The organism is Amycolatopsis echigonensis (assembly GCF_002846615.1).
GTDB lineage: Bacteria > Actinomycetota > Actinomycetes > Mycobacteriales > Pseudonocardiaceae > Amycolatopsis > Amycolatopsis echigonensis.
Window position 1 is genome coordinate 8,018,211 of record NZ_PJMY01000003.1, and the last position, 22,904, is coordinate 8,041,114.

A 22,904-nucleotide genomic window follows, 5' to 3' on the forward strand; every position below is an offset into this window, starting at 1 on the left:
GCTCGCGGTGATCACTCGCGGAAGTCCCGTAGTACTCGTCGCTGAAGCTCGCGGTGTGCCGTCTCGAAGAGGTTGCGTTCGTAGCCCATCGGGTCTGGGTGTGCCTCGTCGTAGCTGTTGATGAGGGCATTGATGTGCTGAAACCAGGACTCCAATTCCGGGGTCGCCGCAGCGGAAATTCGGCCACGACTGACCGCGTGGTCGACGAGGAGCCGGAAGTCCTGCTGAAGAAGCTCAGGCTTAGGCCGGATGGGATTGAACCAGTCGTCGGTGAGGACGGGGCGCAACTGGGTGGCGTGCTGATTCCAGTGGAGCGTGATAGCGAGGTCTGAGGTGAAGCCAGACGGGAGCGTGTCCGGCCAGAGACTCCGACGTGCGGCGCGTTGACCGGACCATGGTGTGGAACCAACCTTCGGCAGGATCTCGGGAAGCAACAGACCGGCGAGCGGGGCAAAGAACCCATTGAGCCACTGGTCGGGGTACATGGGTCGCCAGTAGAGGTTCGAGATCGTTGCGTCGGCGATCCCTTGGATCAGGGGCTCGACGAGTAACGCGACAAGTGGGGTTTCGCCGTAGTAATCGAGGTCAGCATCCATCAGGCAGACGATCTCTCCCCGCGCGGACTTCACACCCGAGAGGATCGCTTCACCTTTCCCTTTAGGAGCAACGACGACCTTCGCACCTGCATCCTCTGCGAACTTGGCGGTCTTGTCGGTGCACCCGCTCGCGCTGACGATCACTTCGCCGTCGACTGACAGTTCAGAGAGTCCTGCCCTCGCGGCGGTAACCGCGGCTTCGATGGTCGATTCCTCGTTGTGCGCTGGCAGGACTATGGATACGTACCCGGCGTCCGTGGTCAAAGTACGATTGCGCGGTTTGCTCAGTGTCACTTTCCGTGCTCCTGTTCGTGGTTGTACTTCGGGTAACCGGCGGGCCACGGCGTTAGTTGCTCGCTGACCTCGATCTTGGTGCGATCGGCCGGGTAGACGGCGTCCGAAAGCTCAACGACACGATCTTGGACATCGATGGAGCGTGAGCGCACTTTCAGTAGCGGGGTCCCGACGTCCATGCCCCACTTCTCGCGATCGATCGAGCTGGGCTCCGCGGCAGTGACAGTCCGTTCGATTCGCCCTAGCTCAATCCCGACGGTGTAGAGCTGGTGCTGGTGCCCTCCTGGCCACGGCTCGTTTGCGTCGTCGAGTAGTTCGGGGTTGCTGCTGATGAGATCGAGAGGGATGTACGACACACTGAAGGCGATCCGATGGCCCGACTTGGGGTCCTTCATCTCGTAGGTTCGCTGCTGGAGTACATCCGTGTCCTGAATGCTGAATTCTGCGGCAAGCTCGGCCCCTGCGGGGATGTCCTTGTACACGTGCGTAGAGATGATCTCGTCGATCGGGATACCGGCGATCATCTCTATGGCTCCGCGCTTGGCCCGCTCGTCACGAGGGCGTAAGACCAGAGCCTTCTGCTCGTTGGTCCAGCGTGCGGACAGGTGGATGGGGTGTTTCTGAACCTGCGGGCGGACCACGGGCGGTTTCCCTCGACCGCTTGCGGTGATGAGACCTTCCTGGCGCAGCTCGGTGAGCGCAGAGCGGACAGTGATGCTTGCGCAGTTCCACTGGCCCTGAAGCTCGCGGACAGGCGGGAGTGGCTCTCCGGCCTGTAGCGCTCCTGAGTTGATGCGTTCGCGAAGGTCGTCGGCGATCTGAAGGTGCATCGGGACGACGCCGCTGGTGCGTTCTGCCTGCATGCGGGCATCTTCGCACACGCTCGAAAAGTTAGCTAGCGAACCCCTTGCGTCTTGGTCAACGTCGGTGATAGCCTACGGTCAGTTCGCTAGCGAACTAGCAAACTGAACTTAAGGAGGCAGGCATGCAGGACATCCCGTTCTACAGCGGCGGTTACAAGTTCATGGTCACCGAAGCGCCCGTGATGAAGATGCGGGAGGTCAAGGGCGAGATGGTCCCTGCGGTGGACAAGCAGAGCGGCGAGGCGTCGTTCGTGGTGATGCTGTTCGCGAAGCCGCGCCAGCCGGGGAAGAACGGCCGGATCGGCAAGGGCGAGGAAATCAAGGTGACGCTGGCGACGGACCCGGGCGAGGGGTTCGACGAGGGCACCTACGTGGAGCTGATCGACCCGGTGCTGAACACGTGGCAGACGACGAACGACGAGGGGCGGATCACCGGGTCGGGCCTGTGGTTCAAGGCAGAAGGTCTCAAGCCTGCCGGTGCTGGCGCGGTCCGCGACGCTGCCTAGCCCGGCTTCCTGACCGGCGGGTGCCCGGTCCCTCGGCGGCTTCCTCCCCGGCCGTGCGCGGATAACACCACCCTGGAGCCCTTCCCAAGTCGGTTGGCTGCCCGTTTTCGAGTCGGGCGAGGGCGCTTTCCGTTGATTGACAAATACAGAGTGGGCCGATCCATGCCTAAAACGCGCCTGTTTGTGGTGGCGCGCCTCGATTCCCGGGTGCTTTTCGTCCGGGAGTCCTGGGGTTTCACCACGGATTCGCATTGCGGAAGGGAGAACGGCATGCACACGGTTTTCACGGGGCGGGACGGGCTGTCGACGTTCGACCCGTACGGCCCGAAGCGGGGCTTGTGATGTCTGAGGACATGGTGCACATCGAGGCGGAGCACCAGTGGTTGAAGGGTGTTCGCACGAGTTTGTGCGGGCTGGTGTTCGGGCCGGGGCAGCACGAGCGGGTGTGGTTCTTCGCGTGGGGCGTGCCCCGCTGCAAGGACTGCGAACGGATCGACGAGCGGGGCTTCTGATGGCCGCGCACGCGTGCACGGCGAATTTTTTCTTGTCGGCGACGGGAATCGCGACCTGTCAGGTCTGTTCCCGGCAGTGGCATTACTTCGGAGACTAGGAGGTTTGGCGATGGTGGCGAATTTCAGTCCGTTTGTGTTCTGGCTGGCGCTGGTGGTGTGTCTGGGTTTCGCGTCGCCGCTGATGGCGGGGATGGCGGTGTTCGCGGGCATCGTGGTGATGGTGCGGGAGGCCCGGCGATGAGCCGCCCGGTGCGCGTCGGCGTGGTGATCCGGATGCTCGCGGCACGGCTGGAAGCGCAGCGGTTGCAGGCATTGGCCGAACCGGCGGACGACATGGCGTGGCAGGCGGGCTACTGCGAGGGCCTGCGGGACGCGCAGCACGTGATCCGGAAGGACTCCTGACATGCCGGAGATCGTCGCCATCATCGAGGCCGCGCAGACCGCTTACCGGCGGTTCGTCGCGGCGAACCCCGACCGGGACATCCGGGTCGCGGTCGGCAACGCGGTCGGGTTCCTGACCGCTGATCTCAGGACGGCGGCCGAACTGACCGCCGCGACACGGGAAGGGTGACGGGCAGCCATGCAGGTGGGTTACCTGAATCGCCGGGCGCAGGAGCGCTACGGCACGTTCACCGCGGCGCTGGACCTCGTGGCCGAGGTGCTGGCGGAGGTGGACAAGCTGATCGATTCCTACGACGACGGGCACGCCTCGGAGTCGTGGACGATCTCGACCCGGGACGAGCTGAAAGCGTTCCGCACCAAGGCGTTCGACGAGCTGGACCGGTTGCGGACGCTGGGCAAGAAGCACGAGGCCGAACTCGTCTCGCGGGATTGGAGGCTCTGAGCCATGGCGCATCAGGTTGACCGGGTCGTGGACGACCTGCACTCGGCGATGAACACGCTCAAGGACGCGATGCGCGGAATGCCGGTGCACCGCAACGGTTTCAAGGCCGCGCACGACAAGGCGGCGCGCGCGATGGGCACGCTGTCCACGGAACTGCTGGACGCGCGTCCCGCGCTGGAGAACTAGACCGAACACGCACGTCGCACGCGACCGGCCCCGCCCTCCGTCCTTGCCGGACGAGGTGTGCGGGGCCGTTTTCGTGCTGCCGGAAGGGAGTTTCTGCGATGAAGAACCGCATTCCGAAGTCGGACCGCCGGGCGGGGATGGAGTTCCGGGGCCTCAAGTGGACCGCCCGTCACCCGGGCTCGGTGCTGATGCCGGCCGGACTGACAGCCTCGGGGCTGGAGCTGGGCTGGAGTGCGACCGGCGGGATCGTCGGCGGCACGGCGCTGGGGCTGTGCACCTGGTACCGGGCGCACCCGGACACGTTCGACCACTACGCCGCGCCGCGGATGCGGGCCTGGCGTCGCCGCTGGTCGAAGTACTGCGGGCCGAAGCTGAACAAGGCGCTCCAGGCGTGCGACCTGTACGTCACCAACCGCCGCACCGGCAAGGCCGAGTTCCCGCGCGTGGTGCGGGTGCAGTCGTTCTCGCCGTCGGTGGACACGGTGACGCTGCTGCTGCCCCCGGGCATGGGACGGCGGGCGTTCAACGACAAGCTCGAAGACCTCGCCGACACGCTGCGGGTGGAGCGGATCGCGCTGGAGCGGGTCAAGCCCGGACAGGTGTCGCTGGTCATCGAACGCCGGGAGCCGTTCACCGAGACCATCCCGGCCCCGGACATGCCCGAGGAATCCGGCGCGGTCGACCCGGGCGACATCTACGTCGGCGACACCGAGTACGGCACCGACTGGCGGCTCTCGGTCCTGGGCAAGCACACCTTCATCGCCGGGGCGACGGGGGCGGGCAAGAACTCGATCCCGCTGTCGCTGCTGCGCGGCCTGGCACCGCTGATCCGGGACGGGCTGGTGCGGCTGTGGATCTGCGACCCGAAGCAGATGGAGTTCCGCAAACTGCAAGGGGTCGCGCACCGCTACGAGCACGACGAGGCCGCCTGCGCGGAGCTGGTGCGGGAGTTCATCGAGGACCTGCGCCGGGTGCAGCGCGACTTCGCCGCGACGGGCAAGCGCAAGATCACGATGTCGCGGGAGACGCCGCTGAACCTGCTGATCGTCGACGAGATCGGCGCTCTGCTGGCCTACGGCGACGGCACGATCGCCCGCACGCTGCGCAAGGATCTCGCGATCGCGGTGTCCCAGGGCCGGGCGACCGGGCATTCCACGATGGCGCTCGTGCAGGAACCGACCAAGGACACCGTCCCGGTGCGCGACCTGTTCCCGGTCCGGGTCTGCCTGCGGGTGACCTCGCAATCGCATGTGGACATGGTGCTCGGCGACGGGGCCCGGCTGCGCGGCGCGCTCGCCGACGAGATCCCCGAAAGCGAGGACACCGCCGGGATCGGGTTCGTCATCCGGCCGCGTTCGCGGGTCCCGCAACGGGTCCGTGCCGCGTACGTGTCGGATCGGGAGCTGGACGAGCTGGTCGCGTTCATCCTCCGCGGCTACCACGCCGGTCCGGCCCTGTCGGTGGTCGCATGAGCTACCGCGAAGACCGGCACCAGGACTTCCTGTCCTGCCTGTCGGTCGCCTCGGACCGCGCCGGGACCTGGTGCGACGCCGTGCGCCAGGAACGCGAACGCCACCTCGGGGCCATCGACACCGACACGCTCGTCGACGACCCGGAGTACTCCGCCGCGCTGGACGTGTTCGGCGCGCTCGCCGACGTGCTGGCCCTCGCCCGCCGGGTCGGCGCATGACTGTCCCCATCGGACAAGGAGAAGCGATGCAGCAGATCGTCTACTACCCGTGCCTGGTGCGCGAAACGTATTGGGTGGTCGGCTACGAACGCTTCGGTGGCTCCGGCCCCGTGCGGCGCAGCGTCACGCAGATCGCGGCGTGCACCACGGACGACGGCAAAGCGCTGGCCGCATGGCGGAAGCTGGCCGACGAGGGGCACGCCCCGGGCCTGCGCCGCTACGACGAGGTGTTCTTCCCGCGCTGCGGGGTGTGCGGCGAGCGTCCCTACGGGGCCTCGGCGACGCGGCCGGAACTCTCCTGGGACGCGGTCCTCCAGGTGATCTATTTCGAGCCCGCCTGGCTGGCCACGTCCGAACAGCTCGTGTTCTGCCCGTACCACCGACCCGAAGACGCAGAGGAGTAAACCCATGTGGCGCATCGGTTTTTACGTGTGGCGGGCGTGGCTGTGGTTCAAGCTCGGCGCACCCGCGCTGCTCGTCCTGATCCTGATCTACATGGCGCAAGGCCCGTCGGCGCTGTTCTGGAGCGCGACGGTGGTGTTCGGGTGCATCGGGCTCGGCGCGGGGATCGCGGTCGCGGACTTCCGCAACCGGGAGTTCGGGCCGGTCGGCCGGGAGCGTGTCCGGTGACCCGCCGCGACCCGGCGCAGCTCGGGCTCTTCGGCACCGTCCCCGCGGCTTCGGCTCCGCAGTCCGGCCGACAGTGCCCGCCCGCCCGGGTCTCCCGCCGCAAGGACACCGGGCAGGGCGCGAATCCGCTGGTGGCCAAGGACGTGCTGGCCGAGGTCCGCGACGGGAGGTTCGCGCTGCTGGACGACACGGACCGGGTGCTGGTGTTCGAGGACACCGACCGCGTCCGGACCGCGCTGGACGAGGACGTCGTGCATCACCTGATCTCCGTCGGCTACGTCGCCCCGGGCGGCAGCCGGGACACGGTGTCGGCGATGCACGGCGCGATCCGGCGGCCGGTCACGCCGCTGAAGCTCACCGCGCGCGGCCGCACGATGCTCCAGCGCTGGAGCAACCTTTCCGACTACCCGGGCGGTGCGCGGCCGTGAACGAGGACGTGAGCGGCATCGTCTGGCCGCTGGTCGCGCTCGTCGACGAATACGAGGACGCCGTCGCCCGCGGCCTCGAACACCGCACCGACGACGACACCTCGTCGACCGTGCTGGAGCTGATCGACCTGGACGTGCGGATCGTCCGCGAGTGCGAACGCCTCGCCGACCTCTTCCGCACCGATCTCGCAGAGAACGAGGACGCCCTGCACCTGCCGGGCTCGTCCTGACCCCTCACGGAAGGAACCCCACCGATGGAACACCACTTCGGCGAGAACATCGCCGACGCGTTCCGCCAGATACAGGCGGTCGTCGACGAGTTCCACGAGCTCTACACGCTCGAACTCGGCGTGCACGACGGCGAACCGTGGTTCGTCCAGCCCCGCCTGGCCGACCTGTCCGACGACCTCGCCCGCTGGCTGGACACCTACGCCGGGGTGTTCCGCCGCTGCGCGGAACGCTTCCGCACCGGCCACGAATAAAAGGGAGGAAACCTCATGTCCACTGCGGACAGTGCGAACGCGACTCGTCGGCTGGTGGACATCGTCCGTCTGCTGGTCGCCGCGACCCTCGGCCTGATCGGCGCGGCGGCCGGGTTCACCCACACCCACGACTGGGCCGTCCACCACGGACAGACCGGGTGGATCGCCTGGGCCGACGCCGTCGTCATCGAAGGCATCGTGATCGTGGCCGGGTTCGAGGTCCAGCGAGACCACCGCACCGGCCGACACCGCCGGTTCAGCTTCCCCCTCGGCGTGCTGGTCGCCGGGTTCGGCGTGCAGATGACCGCACAAGTCGCGCTCGCCGAACCCACCCCGGCCGGATGGCTCGTCGCGGCCATGCCCGCCCTCGGGTTCCTCGTGGTCGTCAAGCTCCTCATGCGCCGCGCCCCCGACGAACCCGCCCCGGCCACACCACCGGCCCCGGCACCGGCCGAACCCGCCCCGGCGGCAATGCCGGCCGAAGCGGAAACCGCGCCCGCACCGCCCGTGCGACCGGCTGCCCGGTTGAAGCTCCCGCCGGAGATCGCCAGCCGCGTCCACGCCGCGGCCGACGCCGCCCGCGACGAAGGCCGAGACCTCACCGCCGACGACATCCGCCGCGTCGCCCGCGTCCCCGACGCCATGGCCGCCCGCATCGTCGCCGACCTGACCGGCTGCAACGGACACCCCGTCACCGCCTGAACCGCCCCGCACCGACCGACGGCGCGGGAGCTGGCCTACACCGGCTGGTTCCCGCGCCGTTTTCCATGCCCGCGAACGAAAGGGCCACCGACATGCACACGCTGGACGAGCGCATCGCCTACCGGGTCCGGATGCGCGACTACGACGAATGGCGCGCCAAAGTGCACGCCGTCAACGGCTGCGCCCGCCCGATCCGCCTCGGCGGCGCGCACCAGCTCCAGGACGCCGCCAGCGGGCAGGTGCTGCACCACCACGGCGGCGACATCTTCGTCCCGTGCGGCAACCGCCGCGAATCGGTCTGCCCGTCCTGCTCCGACCGCTACGCCGCCGACGCCTTCCACCTCGTCCGCGCCGGGCTGATCGGCGGCCACAAAGGCGTTCCGGAGCATGTCACCGACCGGCCGAGGGCGTTCGTCACCCTCACCGCGCCCTCGTTCGGGCCGGTGCACCACGCCCGCACCAGTCCGCGCGGCAAGCGCATCCCGTGCGGCTGCGGGGAGTACCACCTCGACGCCGACCCGCGCGTCGGCACCCCGCTCGATCCGGACACCTACGACTACACCGGCTCCGTGCTCTGGCAGGCGCACGCGGGGGTGCTGTGGCAGCGGTTCGCGACCCGGCTGCGCCGCGAGATCGCCAAACGCGCCGGGCTCAAAGCCCGCGAGTTCGCCGAACAAGCCCGCCTGTCCTACGGCAAGGTCGCGGAATACCAGCGGCGCGGACTTGTGCACTTCCACGCCGTGGTCCGCCTCGACGGCCCGGACGGCGCGGCCGACCCCGCCCCGGCCTGGGCGCACCCGGACCTGCTGGAAGACGCCGTCTACGCCGCCGCCGGGGCCGCCTACGCCACCAGCGCACTGCCCGACGGCACGCCGCTCGTGCTGACCTGGGGCGACCAGGTCGACGTCCGCCGCATCGAACCCCTGGGCTCCGCGGAGCTGGAGGACAATGCCGGCCGGATCAGCGAAGCCCGCCTCGCCGCCTACATCGCGAAGTACGCCACCAAAGGCACCGGCAAAAGCGAAGCCGCGGACCGGCCGATCCGCTCCGAACGCGACATCGCGCACCTGCGGGTCTCCGACCACCACCGCCGCATCATCCAGACCGCCTGGGACCTCGGCGCGCTCGAACCCTACGACGAGCTGAACCTGCGCCGCTGGGCGCACATGCTCGCCTTCCGGGGCCACTTCCTCACCAAGTCCCGCGCCTACTCCACCACGTTCAAGGACATCCGCGGCGACCGCCGCCGCTTCCGTCTCGAGGAAACCCTCGAACGCCTCGGCCTCGCCGACCGCGCCGACACCGTCGCCGTGGTCAACAACTGGACCTTCGACGGCGCGGGCTACAGCGACGACGCCGAACGCGAACTCGCCGCCGCCATCGCCTGCCGCATCCGAGACGACCGCAAACACAAATACAGCAAGGAAAACGACCATGGACAACAAGCTGCTTAGCGTCGACGAGCTCGCCGACTACCTCGGCGTTCCGTCGAACACCGTGTATCAGTGGCGCAAGACCGGCAAAGGGCCGAGGGGTTACCGGATCGGCAAGTACGTCCGATTCCGGCCCGACGAGGTTGACGCCTGGATCGATGGGCAGGTGACCGCCTGATGGCCCGCGCGTGGATCTACGACCGCTCCGGGCAGCCTGACTTCGCTGCGCGTGTCCGGAAGGCGAAATCGGCCGGACGCAAGCCGCCCGCTCGATGGATGGTCATGTACTACGACCGGGCGAACAAGCTGCGCTCGGAGGTCGCGCCGAACAAGACGGCGGCTGAGGATCGCCGCGACAAGATCGCGGAATCGCTCGCGGGCGGGACCTATGTGGACCCGAATCTGTCCAAAGTGGCCGTAGGGGAGATGGCAGAGAAGTGGCTCGCCTCGCGGCATGACCTCAAGCCGAGTACGTGGTGGAAGTACCGGGGGTTGCTGGACAACCACGTGATTCCGAGGTGGGGCGAGACGCCGCTGAACGCGGTTCTGGGCGAGGACATTGCCGTCTGGGTCGCCGAACTCGTGAAGAGCACGAAGGACAAAGGCTCGGGGTTGGGACCCTCGCAGGCGCGCCATGCTTACCGCGTGCTGGCGATGGTGCTGGAGTGGTGCGTCCCGACGCGGATACCCCGGAACCCGGCTCGCGGGGTGAAGCCTCCGATACCGCTGGAGGCCGAGCACGTGTACCTGAGCTATGACCAGGTGGAAAAGCTCGCGGCGGCGGCCGGGGAGCTGCGGACGAAGTACGACAAGCCCACCGCGTGTGCAGCGGTCAACCGGGCGTTCATTCTGCTGCTCGCGTACACCGGGATGCGCTGGGGCGAGGCTGCCGCGTTGCGCGTGGGGCGTGTCGACCTCGACAAGCGCCGGATTCGGATCGCAGTGACCTTCACTGAGGTCGGCGGGGTGCAGCACGAAGTCCTGCCGAAGACCGGAAAGAAGCGGACCGTGTCGATCCCCGCGTCGCTGGTGCCGCTGCTGAAGCCGCTGAAGGAGGACAGGGCGGACACCGAGTTGCTGTTCACCACGAAGCGCGGCGATTCGCTGCGGTCGCACAACTGGCGTACCCGTGAGTTCAACGCCGCCGTGCACGCTGCCGGGCTGGAGGTCGACGGGCTGACGCCGCACAAGCTCCGGCACACCGCAGCTTCGCTCGCCATCGCGGCAGGCGCGGACGTCAAGGTCGTGCAACAGATGCTCGGGCACGCTGACGCGTCCATGACGCTGAACATCTACGGGCACCTGTGGCCGGACCGCCTCGACGAGGTGGCTGACGTGCTCGACTTTCGCCGTGGGCAAGCACTCGAACGCATGGCGGCCTGACCGGGAAGCCCCGGGCGCGTGTTGTACGAATGTTGCACGGCCCGGGGTTTCTGTCGTTCCGGGCCGATCGCGGGCAACAAAAAAAACCACGTCCACCTGCGTGAACGTGGCTCTGTCCGGTCGGGCTGACAGGATTTGAACCTGCGACCCCTTGACCCCCAGTCAAGTGCGCTACCAAACTGCGCCACAGCCCGGACTCCTCACTCCCCGAGGAACCCCTCGTGGAGTGCGATGCGACTACTCTAGCGGGTCTCCCCGCCGGCCCTGCAACGAGGTCTCCATTACTCCCTGACCTGCACAAACCCGCCAAATCAAGGCGAACGAGTCCGGACCGGGAAGACGCGAAGATCAACCGAGCCGCAGGGCCACCACAGCAGCCGGCCCTGGTCCCGGTCCCGCACAGGGACCAAGGCCGGGCAGCGAACCCGAAATCAGCGGCCGGCGAACCGAGCCTTCCCCGGACCCTCAGTCAGGAACGACTTCACCGCACCCCGCAAGTCCTCGGTGTTGTACAGCTCCGCGGCAATGGTCGTCACGTGCGCGTTGGCCTCCGGCACTCCGCCGTGCTCGAAGTGTTCCAGTATCCGCTTCGTGGCGGCGTGTGCCTGCGTCGGTCCCTCGGCCAGCTGACGGGTGAACTCCCGCGCAGCCTCGTCGAAACCCTCGTCCGGGAGCACCCGGTTGACGACGTTCCACCGCTCGAGAGTCGCCGCGTCGAAGGGTTCGCCGGTGAAGACGAACTCCTTCGCCCGGGCCACTCCGGCCCGCGCGGCGAGGCGTTGGGTGCCGCCCATCGTGGGTGTCAGGCCGACGACCTTCTCCACCAGGCCGAACTTCGCGCGGGAGGAAGCCAGCAGCAGATCGCAGGCCATCGCGACCTCGAACGCCCACGTCAAGCACAGGCCGTGCGCGGCGAACACCGTCGGGAACGGCAGGGCGGCAAGGCGATCGGGGACGCTGAGCAGTTCGTCGAAGAGCACCTTGGCTTCCGCCGCGGAAGACTGAGCGTCGAACAGCGCGACGTCGACGCCGCCGCTCACGACGCGGCCTTCGGCGCGGATCAGGAGGGCTCGGGCGGGGGTTTCCTCCAGCGAGCCGATCGCGTCCAGAAGCGCGTCCTGGAGCGGCTTCGTGTACAGGTTGAGCGGCGGCTCGTCGATGGTGAGCACGGCGAGCCCGCCGTCGCGTTCCAGCCTCGTCATGCTTGCTCCTCGTTCGCGGTGAGTTCGTCCCAGTACGCTTGCGCGGCCGGCCGCCATTCCACGTGCTTGCGGTGGAACAGCTCGGCCGCCTTGGCACCGCTCCAGCTCGGCGGCAGGAGCTCGGCCGGAAGTTGCGGGTCGAGGAACGGGAACCGGCGCCATTCGTGCACCAGTTCGGTCTGCGCGCGCAGCACCGCTTGCGCGCCGGAGGGCGACACGCCGGTGAAGCGGTCGATGAAGTCCTCGTACCGGTCGGTCAGCTCGGACAAATCCCACGACCGCGCGACCATGCTCTCCTGGTCGCCGATCGCGCCGTACTCCGCGGTGAAGGACATCGCCTGCGCTTCCAGGCCCAGTTCGGCGACGATCTTCTGCGCCTCGGGCTCGCGGCTCGGGTCGGGGCTCACCCAGACGCCCGCCACCGGAGAACCGAAACCGGCCCACGTGAGGCGCGTGCGCAGGCGGTGGCGCAGGTCCCGTTTCGCCTCCGGCACGGAGACGATCAGCATCAGCCAGCGGTTCTCCCAGACGCGCGCGTCGCGGCCGAAGGCGTATATGCGCTCGGCGCCCTCGGTGAGCAGCCGCCTCCCCGGCGGGGTCAGCGACCACCGGACGCGGCGGCCTACGCGCTCCGACACCAGCCAGCCCTCGCCCGCCGACCGCGCCAGCGCCTGCCGCGCGGACTTCTCCTCGATGTCGAGCATGCCGAGGGATTCGACCAGGATCGACGTCCACACCGGACGGTCGCGGGGCAGCACGTACTCGCCCAGCACGGTCATCAGCAGCGACCGCGCGCTCGCGTGGCTCACCTCGCGCCGTCTGCTGACGGACGGCCGGGGAGCCCGCTGCTTCCCCTGTCCGAACGGGACCGGGGCGGGTTCCGCCATCGCTTTTCACCGACCTCACTGCTCTTGTTGGACCCGGCAACCCGCCCAGAGTACCCACTCGGAGTGACGGAGCCGACACACGGCACGCGGCGCGAGGGCTCCCCGTAAACTCGGCTCCGATATGAGCGCCACACTCGTCGCGAAGGACCTGGCCGCGGGCCACGGTGACCGCGTCCTCTTCTCCGGTCTCGATCTCGTCGTCCCCCCGGGCGAGGTGATCGGCCTGGTCGGCGTCAACGGCGCCGGCAAGTCCACCTTGCTGCGCACGCTGGCCGGACTGGCCCGCCCCGAATCCGGCGAGGTCCGGCTGAACCCGCCGACCGCCACGGTCGGGCACCTGCCGCAGGAACCGGAGCGGCGCGAGGGAGAGTCGGTGCGCGCCTTCCTCGCGCGGCGCACCGGCGTCTCGGACGCGCAAACCGCACTCGACGCGGCGACGGATGCGCTCACCGCGGGCGCGGACGGCGCCGACGACGCCTACGGCACCGCGCTCGACCGCTGGCTCGCGCTCGGCGGAGCCGACCTGGACGAACGCGCCGGCGAGGTCGCCGCGGACCTCGGGCTGGCCGTCGACCTCGACCAGCCGATGGTTTCGCTCTCGGGCGGGCAGGCGGCGCGCGCCGGGCTCGCGTCGCTGCTGCTCAGCCGTTACGACATTTTCCTGCTCGACGAGCCGACGAACGACCTCGACCTCGACGGGCTCGCCCGCCTGGAGCGGTTCGTCACCGGGCTGCGCGCGGGCACCGTGCTGGTCAGCCACGACCGCGAGTTCCTGGCCCGCACGGTCGACCGCGTGGTGGAGCTGGATCTGGCTCAGCAGCAGGTGAAGACGTACGGCGGCGGCTACGAGTCCTATTTGGAGGAACGGGAGGTCGCGCGGCGGCACGCGCGCGAGGACTACGAGGAATACGCCAATACCCGCGCGGCGCTCGAAGCCCGGGCGGGCATGCAGCGCGCGTGGATGGAAAAGGGCGTCAAGAACGCCCGGCGCAAGGCGACCGACAACGACAAGATCGGCCGGAAATTCCGCAGCGAAGCCACCGAGAAGCAGGCCTCGAAGGCACGCCAGACGGACCGGATGATCGAGCGGCTCGAGGTCGTCGAGGAGCCGCGCAAGGAGTGGGAGCTGCGGATGGAGATCGCGGCCGCTCCGCGCGCGGGCGCGGTGGTCGCGACGCTGCGGGACGCGGTCGTGCGACGTGGCGGCTTCACGCTCGGGCCGGTGGATCTGCAGATCGACTGGGCGGACAAGGTCGCCATCACCGGCGCGAACGGCTCGGGCAAATCCACGCTGCTGGCGGCGTTGCTCGGCCGGTTGCCGCTGGACGAGGGCAACGCCGCGCTCGGACCGGGCGTGGTGGTCGGCGAGGTCGACCAGGCCCGCCGGCTGTTCCTCGGCGACGTCCCGCTGGCGGAGGCGTTCGCCCGCGAGGTCCCGTCCCTCGCCGACGCGGAAGTCCGTACTCTGCTGGCGAAATTCGGGCTCAAGGCCGCGCACGTGCTGCGCCCGGCCGCGACGCTTTCGCCCGGCGAGCGCACCCGTGCGGCGCTGGCGTTGCTGCAGGCGCGCGGGGTGAACCTGCTGGTGCTGGACGAGCCGACCAACCATCTGGACCTGCCCGCGATCGAACAGCTCGAGTCCGCTTTGGACGATTACCCCGGCACGCTCCTGCTGGTGACGCACGACCGCCGGATGCTCGACGCGGTCGCGGTGACCCGCCGGCTGGAAGTGGACGGCGGCAAGGTTTCCGAGCGTTAGCCAGCCCGACAGAACCACGCCCGAGGGCTACGGACCGGCCGGGGTGGGAACGCCGCAGACGGCGCGCGGAGCCTCGAAGCATTCGTCCCCTGGGTTTCTGGGAGCGCTCTTCGCGGGTCAGGCGCAGACTTTGCGGATCGCCGCATCGATTACCCAGCCAACTTCGTCGTTGAAGAAGCCATCGGTTTCGGCGTCGTCGCGACCGTGCCGTCGAATACGCCGTCGAAGCCCAGCGGGATCGAGTTTCCCTTGCCGGACTGCGCGCCACTGAGGTTCCTTGACCAGAGCCGCCCGACAAGAATTGCCACCTCGGCAACGGCGATCACCGCTGCGCGATTAGCTCCTTCAGCCGCTCCAGCCGGGCCGCGGCTTCCGAGCCGGGTTCGGCCGACCAGATCACCAGCTGCTGGTCCTCGTTCCCGGCCTGCTGGAAGCTGTCCCAGTCCAGCGACATCTCCCCCACTTCGGGATGCGCGACCGTCTTCGTGCCGAAGTTTTGGTGCGCTACCCGGCGTTCGGCCCACCAGCGACCGAAATCGGGGCTGTACAAGGACAAATCTCCGACCAGACGGGACAGTGCGGGGTCGGTCGGGTTGCCGGCGGCGTTCATCCGCAGCACCGCGACGCACGTGCGCGCGACCTGCTCCCATTCCGGATACCGCGCCCGCATCTCCGGATTCGTGAACACGAGCCGGATGTAGTTGCGGTCCTTTTCCGGGATTGTCCCGAAATCCACCAGCAGCGCGGCGGCGAGGTCGTTCCACGCCAGGATGTCCAGGTACCGGCTGAACACCAGGGCGGGCACGTTGTCGAGCTGGCCCAGCAGGCGCTCGATCTGCGGCCGGATCGCGCGGCGGCGCCGGGCGGGTTCCCGAGGAGGCTGCCCGTCCGAGCGGGCGAGGAGGGTGCGGACGTAGTCGCGCTGTTCGTCGTCCAGGCGCAGGTTTCGTTCCAGCGCGGCCAGCACCGGTTCGGACGGGGCGAGCCGGCCCTGTTCGATGCGGGTGTAGTAGTCCGTGCTGATGGAGACCAGCTGAGCGATCTCCTCGCGGCGGAGCCCGGGCACGCGGCGACGCTCCGCGGCGGGCACGTCGAGACCGACCTGGTGCGGTTGCAGTTCAGCGCGTCGGTGCTGGAAGAACTGTCCCAGCTCGCGTAGTTCCGTCGATGCTCCGGCCATAGGTTTGAGTCTACGGCGCGGCGCGGAGTTTATCCTGGGAAGGATCGTTCCTAGGATAATCGCTCAGCCCGCCAAGCCCAGTGAGGCGCCGAGCAGCAGAAGCCCCTTCGCCGTCCGCGGATCCGCACCGGTCAGGTTGGCGATGCGGGACAGGCGATTGTCCACAGTGTTCGGATGGACGTGCAGCTTCCGCGCAGTCTCACGACGGTTGAAATCGGTGTCGAAGTACGTCCGGAGCGTCGTCGTCAGATCGGGCTCGCCGCTCAGCCGCGCCGCGAGCGCGCGCAGTTGAGGGGTGGCCGCGCTGTCGTGGTTCAGCTGGTATTCGAAGAGGTGGTCCGCGAGCACCGCGACCGTGTCGGGGACCGAATTCAGCCGCAGCAGCCGCTCCGCTTCCGCCACCGCCGCCGGGATTTCCGCCAGCTCGGCCGCGTGGGCGAACCCGCCGGTGATCGCCACGCCGGTCGTCTGATGCGCGCGCGGAACAGCCTGCCGGGCCTCGGCCAGCGCCGCCTCCGGACTGTCCGAAGCAGACGGAATCAGCAACAGACCGCCGTCCGCGTCCAAGGCGGCCAGGACGTCTCCGGACAGTTCGCGATGCAGGTGCTGCAACAGCGACCTCGCCTTTCGCTGCCCGGCCAGATGACGGCCGACCGCGTCGCCGACCGAATCCGCCGGGTCCGCGGCGAAGCGCAGCGCCAGCACGCCGTACGCCGGGGCGAGCCGGACGTCGGCCGGTTCCGGGAGCATCTCCCCCGCGGCCAGCCGCCGCACGAGAGCCCGTGTCGCCTCGCGCTGTTCGCGGTCCGCGATCTGGAATTCCTTCTGGTGCGCTTGCACGGCCGCGTTCATCACCCGGTGCAGGCACTTCAGCAGCACCGCGGCCGTGTCGCTGGGCGGAGACCCGCCGGAAAGAGCCTGGACCTCCGCCCACACCTCCTCGGCCGCCAGCAGGTACGCGTTCACGAACTCGCTGACCGGCAGTCCCTCCGCGCCCCGCTCCCGGCCCCGCTGCCGGAACAACTCCAGCTCGTCCTCGCGCGGCTCGCTCCCCTCCCGCGCCGCGCGCGCGAACATCCGGCCGAACTCGCGGACCGTGTGCGCCATGTGCGGGTGCAGGTGTGCGGGCACCTCGCCGCGGTAATGCGGGGAGGTCTCGACGTACCGGCGGATCGTCCGCTCGACGACCTTCGGCAGCCGGTGCTCGAAGCCGCGCCACGACAGTTGTGACATGTCACAGCACGGTAGCCGAAAACCTGGGCGATGTGCGCTACCAGCTGGACAGGCCAGCGGCGACAGTTGGGGTTGTGTCCATGACCGCGATCACAGGAGGCACCGCCCCATGCGCTGCGAGCCGCTGTTCCGCCCGAAGTCGGTCGCCGTGGTCGGCGTGTCCGCGACCACCGCGGTGTCCTGGGGACGGATCGCGCTCGACCGGCTGCTGCGCGGCGGCTACGGCGGCGAGGTCTACGCGGTCTCCCGCGGCCCGCTCGACCTGCCCGGCGTCCGCACGGTCGGCTCTCTGGCCGAGATCGGGCACGGCCCCGACCTCGTAGTTCTCGCGACCCCGGCGGAAACGGTTCCCGCGCTGGTCCGGGAAGCGCGCGAACTCGGTTCCGGGGCGGTCATCGTCTTCGCCTCGGGCTTCGCCGAGGGCGGCAACACCGCACTGGAGGACGAACTGCGCGAAGCGGCTGGCGACCTGCCGGTGCTCGGGCCGAACTGCCTCGGCGTGGTGAGCCATCCGGCCGGCGTGCAGTTGTCGACGACCGTTTTCCTCGACCGCGAACGCGTCCCGCCGGGGCCGGTCGCGATCGTCACGCAGAGCGGCGCGATGGGGTTCGTGCTCGCTGACCTGCTCGAGCAGGCGGGGATCGGCTACTCCTACTACGCGAGCGTCGGGAACGAAGCCTGTCTGCCCAGCCACGAAATCGGCGGCGATCTGCTCGACCAGCCCGACGTCGAGGTGCTCGTGCTTTATCTCGAAGGCGTGCGCGACGCGGACGGGCTCCGCGCGCTCGGCCGTCGGGCACGAGCAGCGGGCAAGACCGTGGTAGCCCTAGCGGTGGGCAGCAGCGCCGCCGGTCGACAGGCCGCGCTGTCTCACACCGCGGCCGTCGCCGGGGACCATTTCCTGCTCGCCTCGCTGTGTCGCCAGGAAGGCATTCACCTGGTCACGGACGACGACCAGCTCGTGGACGCGGTGCTCTGCGCCCGTAAAGGCACGACGTTGCCGCCGGCTCCGCGGTTGGCCGTGCTCACGATGTCCGGTGGCGCGGGCGGCATCCTCGCCGACAACTTGACCGCGCTGGGCGTGCGGATCCCGCCGCTGTCCGACGCGACCCGCGCGAAGCTCGCGGAGGTCGGCGGGGTCGAGGCGGCCGACGAGAACCCCGTCGACCTCGGCGGCAACATCGACCGCTGGCTCGACCGGGTCGGCGATCTCCTGGGCGCGCTCGACCAGGACCCGGAGCTGGACGGCGTCGTGCTCTATCTGACGTTCGGCGACCGGTTCCGGGAGGCCTACCACCGGCTGGCCGCGGCTGCCGCTGCGATGCGGACGCCGACCTGGTTCGTCTGGGCGTGCGCTCCGCCCGGCGAGCTGGCGAGTGTCGGGCGGCCGGACACCGTACTGCCCAGCATCGGCGCTCTCGTGCGTCGGCTTCGAGTCCTCGTCCCCGACCGGGTCCCGGAGCCCGCGAACCACGCCACGGCCGACGACCGTCCGGTGTGGACCGAACTGCGCGCTATTCCGCTGCTCGAAGACGCGGGCATCCCGCACGTGGACACCGTCGCCGGCATCGATCTCGCCGCCGCGGTCCAGCGCAAGGGCTGGCCGGGGCCGTATGCGGTCAAGGGCGATGCCGCTGACGTGCCGCACCGGGCACGCGCCGGGCTGGTCCGCGTCGGCGTCACGGCGGCCGAACTGCCCGCGGTGCTGGACACGCTCCAGGCGAGATTGGACGAGGTCTCCACCGACCCGGATCGCACCCTCGTGGTGCAACCCCTGCTGCCGCACACCGCCGAACTCGCCCTCGGCGCGACGCGGGATCCGTTGTACGGCACCGCGATCGTCCTCGGCGCTGGCGGCGACCGTGCCGAAGACCCCGCCGCACCACGCCGCGCGCTGCTGCTCCCGGCCACCCCGGAGCAGCGGGCCGAACTGGCCGCCTGGGCCGGCGACGTCCTCGCCGCCCCGGTCCCCGCCGTCGCCGCCGCGATCGACGGACTCGTCCGCGTCCTCGGCGACCACCCGGAATTCGCCGAAGCCGACCTCAACCCGCTCTGCGTCACGGGCGACGACCTGGTCGCCGTCGACGCGCTGTTCACCGAAACCGCACCGGAGGCACCCCGTGACTGACCTGCTCGACTACGCCGACAAAGTCTGGCGAGGCGAGGCCGACACCCGCGTCTACCACACCGGCACGCTGCGCAAGGACGGTCTGCACGAGCTGGCCGAGGGCGTCTGGATGTGGCCGGCGTTCGGCAACGTCTTCCTCTTCCCCACCGACGACGGCCTGTTCTGCTTCGACACCGGCGAACGCCGCACCGCGAAAGACCTGTTCGGCGCGACCCGCGCGCGCACCGACGCTCCGCTGCACACCGCCGTCTACTCGCACGGGCACATCGACCACGTCTTCGGCGTCGGCCCGTTCGATCTCGAGGCCCAAGAGCGCGGCTGGCGTCGCCCCACCGTGCTGGCCCACGAAAACACACCGCCGCGTTTCGCACGGTACGAGCGCACCCGCGGCTACAACACGGTGATCAACCAGCGGCAGTTCCAGTCGCCCGGCTTCCGCTGGCCGGACCGGTACCGGCACCCCGACGTCACCTACCGCGACACCACGACACTGCGGATCGGCGACCTCGACGTCCGGCTGAAGCACGGCCGCGGCGAGACGGACGACGCGACGATCGCGTGGCTGCCCGACCGGAAAACCCTGTGCTGCGGCGACTTTTTCATCTGGTCCTCCCCCAACCCGGGCAACCCGCAGAAGGTACAGCGCTACGCCGCCGAGTGGGCGCAGGCGCTGCGCTGGATGGCCGGGCTGGGCGCGGAACTGCTGCTGCCCGGCCACGGCGTGCCGATCGTCGGCGCCGGCCGGATCCGGACCGCGCTGTCCGACACCGCCGAGTTCCTCGAAACCCTGCACGACCAGACCGTGGACGCGATGAACGCGGGCGCGACGCTCGACGAGGTCGTGCACGGCGTCACCGCGCCCGCCGAACTGCTGGCCAAGCCGTACCTGAAACCGTCGTACGACGAGCCGGAATTCGTCGTCCGCAATGTCTGGCGGCTCTACGGCGGCTGGTACGACGGCAACCCGGCCAACCTCAAACCCGCCCGCCGCGCCGACCTGTCCCGCGAACTCGCCGACCTGTCCGGCGGCTCCGACCGGCTGGCCACCCGGGCGCGGGAGCTGCTCGCCGCCGGCGAACACCGGCTGGCCGGGCACTTCGCCCAGCTCGCCGTGGACGCGGCCCCGGACGACGAGACCGCGCACAGCGCCCGCGCCGAAGTGTTCACCGCACTGGAAAAAGCCGCGACTTCGACGATGGCCAAGGGCGTGTACGCCTGGGCCGCCGCCGAATCGCAAGCCGTGCTCGACGGCACCGACCGCGCCGAGCAGCTGCGCACCCGCACCGCGGGCCGCACCCGATGGGCCTTCTGACCCGCCGGCCGTTCCGCACCACCCCGTCCGACAACGACGTTGAAATGGGGACTCCACGATGAACGCTCCCGCTCTCCCCGCCGAAACCGCCGCGCGCCGGCGCACCGGCGGCACCAGCACCCGCGGCTGGGTCGTCACCGGGCTGCTGCTGGTGTTCATGCTGATCAACTTCGCGGACAAGGCCGTGCTCGGCCTCGCCGCGAAACCGCTGATGCACGATCTCGGCCTGTCGCCCGAGGCGTACGGCCTGATCAGCAGCGGGTTCTACTTCCTGTTCAGCATTTCCGCGATCGTGGTCGGCTTCGTGTCGAACCGCGTGCCGGCGAAGTGGATCCTGCTGGTGCTGGGCGTGATCTGGGCGCTGACGCAGGCCCCGATGCTCGGCACGGTCGGCTTCGGCGCGGTGCTGGTCAGCCGGATCGTCCTCGGGGCGGCCGAGGGTCCGGCGAACCCGCTGGCGATGCACGCGGCGTACAAGTGGTTCCCCAACGAGAAACGCGGGCTGCCCAGCGCGTTGCTCAACGCCGGTTCCGGCATCGGCGTGGCCTTGGCGTCGCCGCTGCTGACCGCGCTGATCGTCGGCTACGGCTGGCGGTGGGCCTTCTTCGCGCTGCTCGTCGTCGGCCTGATCTGGTCCCTGCTGTGGGCGATCTTCGGGCGGGAGGGGAAGGTCGCCGGGACCGCGTCGGTGCACGCGACCGCGGTCAAGTCCGAAGTGGACGAACCACGCGTGCCCTACCGGCGGATCCTGCTGAACGGCACGTGGCTCGGCGGGTTCCTGGCCGGATTCTCCGCGTACTGGGCGCTGTCCGTGCTTGTTGCGTGGGTGCCGCATTACCTCGAGTCGGCGTTGCACTACAGCACGGTGACCACCGGAACGCTGGTCGCGCTGCCGTGGATCGCGTCGGTCGTGTTCAACCTCGCCCAGGGCGCGCTCAGCGACCGGCTGATGCGGCGAGGCGTGTCGAGCCGGGTGGCGCGCGGAGTGCTGGGCGGCGTCGCGGTGCTGATCTCCGGTCTCGCGATGCTGCTGTTCCCGCACACCGGGGGCTGGTTCCGGATCGCGCTGCTGACCGTCGCGTTCAGCCTCGGCGGGGTGGTGTTCGCGCTCGGCGTCACGATGAACGCCGAGATCAGCCCGACCCGGCAGCGCGGCGCGGTGCTGTCGATCACCGTCGGCCTGACCACCACGGCGGGACTGCTCGCGCCGTACCTCACCGGGCGGTTCATCCAGGCCGCGTCGTCTCCCGTCAGCGGCTTCACGCTCGCCTTCACCATCAGCGGCCTGCTGTCCGTCGCGGGCGGGCTGCTGGCCGTGTTCTTCGTCAACCCGGACCGCACCGCGCTGCGGCTCGGGCTCCGCACCGATCGGATCGAGGTGACCGGCTGATGCCGTTCCAGGACCGGAAGAACCCGCTCTACGGCACCGGCGAGATCACCGAGGTCGCGCCCGGCGTCCGCACGATCGGCCTGCAGGGCAACAGCCTGGCGGTGGAAACCCCTTCGGGCCTCGTCGTCGTCGACACCGGACCGTCCCCGGACGTCGTCGCGCCGGTGCTGGACCAGCTGGGCGAACCGGTGCGGTGGATCGTCTACAGCCACGGACATCTCGGCTACAACTACGGCGTGCCCGGGTTCTTCGACTACGCCGCCGCACACGGCGAACGCCGCCCGACCGTCGTGGCGCACGAAAACGTCATCCGGCGCTACCAGCGGTATCTGGAGACGGCTGGGCTGCAGAACCACATCAACACCCGGCAGTTCCGCCGCGCGATGCCCGACCTGACCGCGCCGCCGCCGATCACCTTCCCCGACCAGACCTACCGCGAAGCGATGACGCTGGCCCCGGACGTCCGGCTGCTGTGGGCACCGTCCGAAACGGACGACGTGACCGCCGTATGGCTGCCGTCCCAGCGGGTTCTGTACGGCAGTGCCGCGGTGATCAACGGCATCCCCAACATCGGCACGCCGATGCGGACCATGCGCGACACCGTCCGCTGGGCCGACACCTTGGACCGGCTCGCCGCGCTGAACCCGGCCGTGCTGGTGCCGGAGTTCGGCCCGGTGGTGCGCGAGGATCCGGTCCGGCAGCTCACCATGACCGCGGCCGCGCTCCGGTGGCTGCGCGGCGCGGTCGTGGACCAGCTCAACCAGGGCAAGCGGGCGGACGACATCGTGCACGATCTCCGGTATCCGGCCGAGCTGTTCGACGTGCCGTGGATGCGCGAGCACTACGGGCACCGCGAGTACATCGTGCGCGACATCGTCCGCTCGGAAACCGGCTGGTGGGACGGGAATCCGACGACGCTGCACCCGTCCCGCCCGGACGTCGCGGCCGCGGCCCGGGCCGAGGCGATCACGGACAAGCAGGCGGTGCTCGACCACACCTCACGGCTGCGCGGGGAGGGACGGGTACAGGAGGCGTTGCACGTCATCGACTTGCTGGCACTCGCGCCCGGGGACGACCCGTTGGTCAAGCAGGCGCGGGCGGTGAAGGAGGAGCTGTGCGCCGAGCGGGCTGCGGAGGCGAGCAGTTACGTGTCGCGGAGTTTCTATCGCAGCGGCTGGTGAGGGGTTCGCCGGGAAATTTTCTGGTGAGTCCCCGGTCGGTTGGCGGCGCGACCTGCGGTTCCAGCCCCGCCGTCTGGGTGCCC

The 22,904-nt window shown here is 69.5% G+C and carries 31 protein-coding genes and 1 tRNA gene; 24 read left to right on the top strand and 8 right to left on the bottom strand.

The features are described 5' to 3' along the window. Positions 1-11 precede the first annotated feature (11 nt). Together ATK30_RS42870 and ATK30_RS42875 are read right to left on the bottom strand one after the other, a co-directional pair. Complete coding sequence (locus ATK30_RS42870) at positions 12-890, bottom strand: glycosyltransferase (protein WP_244194898.1); 879 nt, start codon at positions 888-890, stop codon at positions 12-14. After that, positions 887-1,753, bottom strand: coding sequence for a GntR family transcriptional regulator (locus ATK30_RS42875; RefSeq protein WP_101440367.1), 867 nt, complete (start codon positions 1,751-1,753; stop codon positions 887-889). Before ATK30_RS42875 ends, ATK30_RS42870 begins: the two co-directional genes overlap by 4 nt. A 122-nt stretch (positions 1,754-1,875) precedes the next feature. Between ATK30_RS42875 and ATK30_RS42880 the strand changes: the two genes are divergently transcribed. The 19 genes from ATK30_RS42880 to ATK30_RS42945 all read left to right on the top strand — a co-directional run bounded on the left by ATK30_RS42880 (position 1,876) and on the right by ATK30_RS42945 (position 10,549). Beyond that, entirely contained in the window at positions 1,876-2,259 is a 384-nt protein-coding gene (locus ATK30_RS42880) for a hypothetical protein (protein WP_101440368.1), read from the top strand. Between the two features lie 162 nt (positions 2,260-2,421). After that, positions 2,422-2,601, top strand: coding sequence for a hypothetical protein (locus ATK30_RS44900; RefSeq protein ID WP_143271490.1), 180 nt, complete (start codon positions 2,422-2,424; stop codon positions 2,599-2,601). Next, positions 2,601-2,771, top strand: a complete 171-nt coding sequence (locus ATK30_RS45250) for a hypothetical protein (RefSeq protein ID WP_158242584.1) — start codon at positions 2,601-2,603, stop codon at positions 2,769-2,771. The genes ATK30_RS44900 and ATK30_RS45250 overlap by 1 nt, the downstream gene beginning before the upstream one ends. Positions 2,772-2,874: 103 nt before the next feature. Beyond that, positions 2,875-3,012: a hypothetical protein gene (locus tag ATK30_RS45255; RefSeq protein WP_158242585.1), complete on the top strand. Its 138-nt coding sequence runs from the start codon at positions 2,875-2,877 to the stop codon at positions 3,010-3,012. Beyond that, positions 3,009-3,173: a hypothetical protein gene (locus tag ATK30_RS45260; RefSeq protein ID WP_158242586.1), complete on the top strand. Its 165-nt coding sequence runs from the start codon at positions 3,009-3,011 to the stop codon at positions 3,171-3,173. The genes ATK30_RS45255 and ATK30_RS45260 overlap by 4 nt, the downstream gene beginning before the upstream one ends. 1 nt (position 3,174) lies before the next feature. Beyond that, complete coding sequence (locus tag ATK30_RS45265) at positions 3,175-3,342, top strand: hypothetical protein (RefSeq protein ID WP_158242587.1); 168 nt, start codon at positions 3,175-3,177, stop codon at positions 3,340-3,342. Positions 3,343-3,351: 9 nt separating this feature from the next. Then, positions 3,352-3,615: a hypothetical protein gene (locus ATK30_RS42885; RefSeq protein ID WP_101437485.1), complete on the top strand. Its 264-nt coding sequence runs from the start codon at positions 3,352-3,354 to the stop codon at positions 3,613-3,615. A 3-nt stretch (positions 3,616-3,618) separates the two neighbouring features. After that, positions 3,619-3,801, top strand: coding sequence for a hypothetical protein (locus tag ATK30_RS42890; RefSeq protein ID WP_101440369.1), 183 nt, complete (start codon positions 3,619-3,621; stop codon positions 3,799-3,801). A gap of 98 nt (positions 3,802-3,899) precedes the next feature. After that, entirely contained in the window at positions 3,900-5,273 is a 1,374-nt protein-coding gene (locus ATK30_RS42895) for an FtsK/SpoIIIE domain-containing protein (RefSeq protein WP_101440370.1), read from the top strand. Next, positions 5,270-5,491, top strand: coding sequence for a hypothetical protein (locus ATK30_RS42900; protein ID WP_101440371.1), 222 nt, complete (start codon positions 5,270-5,272; stop codon positions 5,489-5,491). The genes ATK30_RS42895 and ATK30_RS42900 overlap by 4 nt, the downstream gene beginning before the upstream one ends. Before the next feature lie 26 nt (positions 5,492-5,517). Then, positions 5,518-5,895: a hypothetical protein gene (locus tag ATK30_RS42905; protein WP_037820833.1), complete on the top strand. Its 378-nt coding sequence runs from the start codon at positions 5,518-5,520 to the stop codon at positions 5,893-5,895. Between the two features lie 4 nt (positions 5,896-5,899). Then, on the top strand, positions 5,900-6,121 hold the full coding sequence (locus tag ATK30_RS42910) for a hypothetical protein (RefSeq protein ID WP_101440372.1): 222 nt from the start codon (positions 5,900-5,902) through the stop codon (positions 6,119-6,121). Further along, on the top strand, positions 6,118-6,549 hold the full coding sequence (locus tag ATK30_RS42915; protein ID WP_037820870.1) for a hypothetical protein: 432 nt from the start codon (positions 6,118-6,120) through the stop codon (positions 6,547-6,549). The genes ATK30_RS42910 and ATK30_RS42915 overlap by 4 nt, the downstream gene beginning before the upstream one ends. Further along, the gene (locus ATK30_RS42920; protein WP_101440373.1) at positions 6,546-6,779 is read left to right on the top strand and encodes a hypothetical protein; all 234 of its coding nucleotides are present in this window, start codon (positions 6,546-6,548) and stop codon (positions 6,777-6,779) included. Before ATK30_RS42915 ends, ATK30_RS42920 begins: the two co-directional genes overlap by 4 nt. A gap of 24 nt (positions 6,780-6,803) precedes the next feature. Beyond that, positions 6,804-7,031 (top strand): hypothetical protein, encoded by a 228-nt coding sequence (locus tag ATK30_RS42925; RefSeq protein WP_101440374.1) that lies wholly within the window; start codon positions 6,804-6,806, stop codon positions 7,029-7,031. A 15-nt stretch (positions 7,032-7,046) separates the two neighbouring features. Beyond that, entirely contained in the window at positions 7,047-7,733 is a 687-nt protein-coding gene (locus ATK30_RS42930; protein WP_101440375.1) for a DUF2637 domain-containing protein, read from the top strand. A gap of 92 nt (positions 7,734-7,825) precedes the next feature. Next, positions 7,826-9,187, top strand: coding sequence for a replication initiator (locus tag ATK30_RS42935; RefSeq protein ID WP_101440376.1), 1,362 nt, complete (start codon positions 7,826-7,828; stop codon positions 9,185-9,187). Further along, positions 9,168-9,344, top strand: a complete 177-nt coding sequence (locus tag ATK30_RS42940) for a helix-turn-helix transcriptional regulator (RefSeq protein ID WP_101440377.1) — start codon at positions 9,168-9,170, stop codon at positions 9,342-9,344. Before ATK30_RS42935 ends, ATK30_RS42940 begins: the two co-directional genes overlap by 20 nt. Beyond that, positions 9,344-10,549 (top strand): tyrosine-type recombinase/integrase, encoded by a 1,206-nt coding sequence (locus ATK30_RS42945; RefSeq protein WP_101440378.1) that lies wholly within the window; start codon positions 9,344-9,346, stop codon positions 10,547-10,549. Before ATK30_RS42940 ends, ATK30_RS42945 begins: the two co-directional genes overlap by 1 nt. A 120-nt stretch (positions 10,550-10,669) precedes the next feature. On the opposite strand, the gene ATK30_RS42950 is transcribed toward ATK30_RS42945, so the two are convergent. The 3 genes from ATK30_RS42950 to ATK30_RS42960 form a co-directional block, all read right to left on the bottom strand. After that, positions 10,670-10,743 (bottom strand) — tRNA-Pro (locus tag ATK30_RS42950). A gap of 237 nt (positions 10,744-10,980) precedes the next feature. Continuing rightward, the gene (locus ATK30_RS42955; protein WP_167442093.1) at positions 10,981-11,751 is read right to left on the bottom strand and encodes an enoyl-CoA hydratase/isomerase family protein; all 771 of its coding nucleotides are present in this window, start codon (positions 11,749-11,751) and stop codon (positions 10,981-10,983) included. Next, complete coding sequence (locus tag ATK30_RS42960) at positions 11,748-12,638, bottom strand: PaaX family transcriptional regulator (protein WP_101440380.1); 891 nt, start codon at positions 12,636-12,638, stop codon at positions 11,748-11,750. Before ATK30_RS42960 ends, ATK30_RS42955 begins: the two co-directional genes overlap by 4 nt. 121 nt (positions 12,639-12,759) lie before the next feature. Here ATK30_RS42960 and ATK30_RS42965 point away from each other — a divergent pair, with 121 nt between their 5' ends. Continuing rightward, positions 12,760-14,397, top strand: coding sequence for an ABC-F family ATP-binding cassette domain-containing protein (locus ATK30_RS42965; RefSeq protein WP_101440381.1), 1,638 nt, complete (start codon positions 12,760-12,762; stop codon positions 14,395-14,397). A gap of 149 nt (positions 14,398-14,546) precedes the next feature. Here ATK30_RS42965 and ATK30_RS45270 read toward each other — a convergent pair whose 3' ends face one another. The 3 genes from ATK30_RS45270 to ATK30_RS42975 form a co-directional block, all read right to left on the bottom strand. Then, entirely contained in the window at positions 14,547-14,723 is a 177-nt protein-coding gene (locus tag ATK30_RS45270; RefSeq protein ID WP_158242588.1) for a hypothetical protein, read from the bottom strand. After that, a complete protein-coding gene (locus ATK30_RS42970) occupies positions 14,720-15,577 on the bottom strand; it encodes a helix-turn-helix transcriptional regulator (RefSeq protein ID WP_101440382.1) in 858 nt (285 codons plus the stop codon). The genes ATK30_RS45270 and ATK30_RS42970 overlap by 4 nt, the downstream gene beginning before the upstream one ends. A gap of 63 nt (positions 15,578-15,640) precedes the next feature. Beyond that, a complete protein-coding gene (locus ATK30_RS42975; RefSeq protein WP_101440383.1) occupies positions 15,641-16,810 on the bottom strand; it encodes a PucR family transcriptional regulator in 1,170 nt (389 codons plus the stop codon). Between the two features lie 109 nt (positions 16,811-16,919). On the opposite strand from ATK30_RS42975, the gene ATK30_RS42980 reads away from it, so the two are divergent. The 4 genes from ATK30_RS42980 to ATK30_RS42995 are packed head-to-tail and all read left to right on the top strand — an operon-like array spanning position 16,920 to position 22,821. Further along, on the top strand, positions 16,920-18,938 hold the full coding sequence (locus ATK30_RS42980; RefSeq protein ID WP_101440384.1) for an acetate--CoA ligase family protein: 2,019 nt from the start codon (positions 16,920-16,922) through the stop codon (positions 18,936-18,938). Continuing rightward, entirely contained in the window at positions 18,931-20,250 is a 1,320-nt protein-coding gene (locus ATK30_RS42985) for an alkyl sulfatase dimerization domain-containing protein (RefSeq protein WP_101440385.1), read from the top strand. Before ATK30_RS42980 ends, ATK30_RS42985 begins: the two co-directional genes overlap by 8 nt. A 58-nt stretch (positions 20,251-20,308) precedes the next feature. Continuing rightward, positions 20,309-21,640, top strand: coding sequence for an MFS transporter (locus tag ATK30_RS42990; RefSeq protein WP_101440386.1), 1,332 nt, complete (start codon positions 20,309-20,311; stop codon positions 21,638-21,640). After that, the gene (locus tag ATK30_RS42995; protein ID WP_101440387.1) at positions 21,640-22,821 is read left to right on the top strand and encodes an alkyl sulfatase dimerization domain-containing protein; all 1,182 of its coding nucleotides are present in this window, start codon (positions 21,640-21,642) and stop codon (positions 22,819-22,821) included. Before ATK30_RS42990 ends, ATK30_RS42995 begins: the two co-directional genes overlap by 1 nt. The last annotated feature ends 83 nt before the right edge of the window (positions 22,822-22,904 follow it).

Bases quoted from the DNA above. Each gene is read 5' to 3' on its own strand.
- ATK30_RS42875 (WP_101440367.1), bottom strand. From the start codon at position 1,753: ATGCAGGCAGAACGCACCAGCGGCGTCGTCCCGATGCACCTTCAGATC.
- ATK30_RS42880 (WP_101440368.1), top strand. From the start codon at position 1,876: ATGCAGGACATCCCGTTCTACAGCGGCGGTTACAAGTTCATGGTCACC.
- ATK30_RS44900 (WP_143271490.1), top strand. From the start codon at position 2,422: ATGCCTAAAACGCGCCTGTTTGTGGTGGCGCGCCTCGATTCCCGGGTG.
- ATK30_RS45250 (WP_158242584.1), top strand. From the start codon at position 2,601: ATGTCTGAGGACATGGTGCACATCGAGGCGGAGCACCAGTGGTTGAAG.
- ATK30_RS45260 (WP_158242586.1), top strand. From the start codon at position 3,009: ATGAGCCGCCCGGTGCGCGTCGGCGTGGTGATCCGGATGCTCGCGGCA.
- ATK30_RS45265 (WP_158242587.1), top strand. From the start codon at position 3,175: ATGCCGGAGATCGTCGCCATCATCGAGGCCGCGCAGACCGCTTACCGG.
- ATK30_RS42885 (WP_101437485.1), top strand. From the start codon at position 3,352: ATGCAGGTGGGTTACCTGAATCGCCGGGCGCAGGAGCGCTACGGCACG.
- ATK30_RS42890 (WP_101440369.1), top strand. From the start codon at position 3,619: ATGGCGCATCAGGTTGACCGGGTCGTGGACGACCTGCACTCGGCGATG.
- ATK30_RS42895 (WP_101440370.1), top strand. From the start codon at position 3,900: ATGAAGAACCGCATTCCGAAGTCGGACCGCCGGGCGGGGATGGAGTTC.
- ATK30_RS42900 (WP_101440371.1), top strand. From the start codon at position 5,270: ATGAGCTACCGCGAAGACCGGCACCAGGACTTCCTGTCCTGCCTGTCG.
- ATK30_RS42905 (WP_037820833.1), top strand. From the start codon at position 5,518: ATGCAGCAGATCGTCTACTACCCGTGCCTGGTGCGCGAAACGTATTGG.
- ATK30_RS42910 (WP_101440372.1), top strand. From the start codon at position 5,900: ATGTGGCGCATCGGTTTTTACGTGTGGCGGGCGTGGCTGTGGTTCAAG.
- ATK30_RS42925 (WP_101440374.1), top strand. From the start codon at position 6,804: ATGGAACACCACTTCGGCGAGAACATCGCCGACGCGTTCCGCCAGATA.
- ATK30_RS42930 (WP_101440375.1), top strand. From the start codon at position 7,047: ATGTCCACTGCGGACAGTGCGAACGCGACTCGTCGGCTGGTGGACATC.
- ATK30_RS42935 (WP_101440376.1), top strand. From the start codon at position 7,826: ATGCACACGCTGGACGAGCGCATCGCCTACCGGGTCCGGATGCGCGAC.
- ATK30_RS42940 (WP_101440377.1), top strand. From the start codon at position 9,168: ATGGACAACAAGCTGCTTAGCGTCGACGAGCTCGCCGACTACCTCGGC.
- ATK30_RS42945 (WP_101440378.1), top strand. From the start codon at position 9,344: ATGGCCCGCGCGTGGATCTACGACCGCTCCGGGCAGCCTGACTTCGCT.
- ATK30_RS42955 (WP_167442093.1), bottom strand. From the start codon at position 11,751: ATGACGAGGCTGGAACGCGACGGCGGGCTCGCCGTGCTCACCATCGAC.
- ATK30_RS42960 (WP_101440380.1), bottom strand. From the start codon at position 12,638: ATGGCGGAACCCGCCCCGGTCCCGTTCGGACAGGGGAAGCAGCGGGCT.
- ATK30_RS42965 (WP_101440381.1), top strand. From the start codon at position 12,760: ATGAGCGCCACACTCGTCGCGAAGGACCTGGCCGCGGGCCACGGTGAC.
- ATK30_RS42970 (WP_101440382.1), bottom strand. From the start codon at position 15,577: ATGGCCGGAGCATCGACGGAACTACGCGAGCTGGGACAGTTCTTCCAG.
- ATK30_RS42975 (WP_101440383.1), bottom strand. From the start codon at position 16,810: ATGTCACAACTGTCGTGGCGCGGCTTCGAGCACCGGCTGCCGAAGGTC.
- ATK30_RS42980 (WP_101440384.1), top strand. From the start codon at position 16,920: ATGCGCTGCGAGCCGCTGTTCCGCCCGAAGTCGGTCGCCGTGGTCGGC.
- ATK30_RS42990 (WP_101440386.1), top strand. From the start codon at position 20,309: ATGAACGCTCCCGCTCTCCCCGCCGAAACCGCCGCGCGCCGGCGCACC.
- ATK30_RS42995 (WP_101440387.1), top strand. From the start codon at position 21,640: ATGCCGTTCCAGGACCGGAAGAACCCGCTCTACGGCACCGGCGAGATC.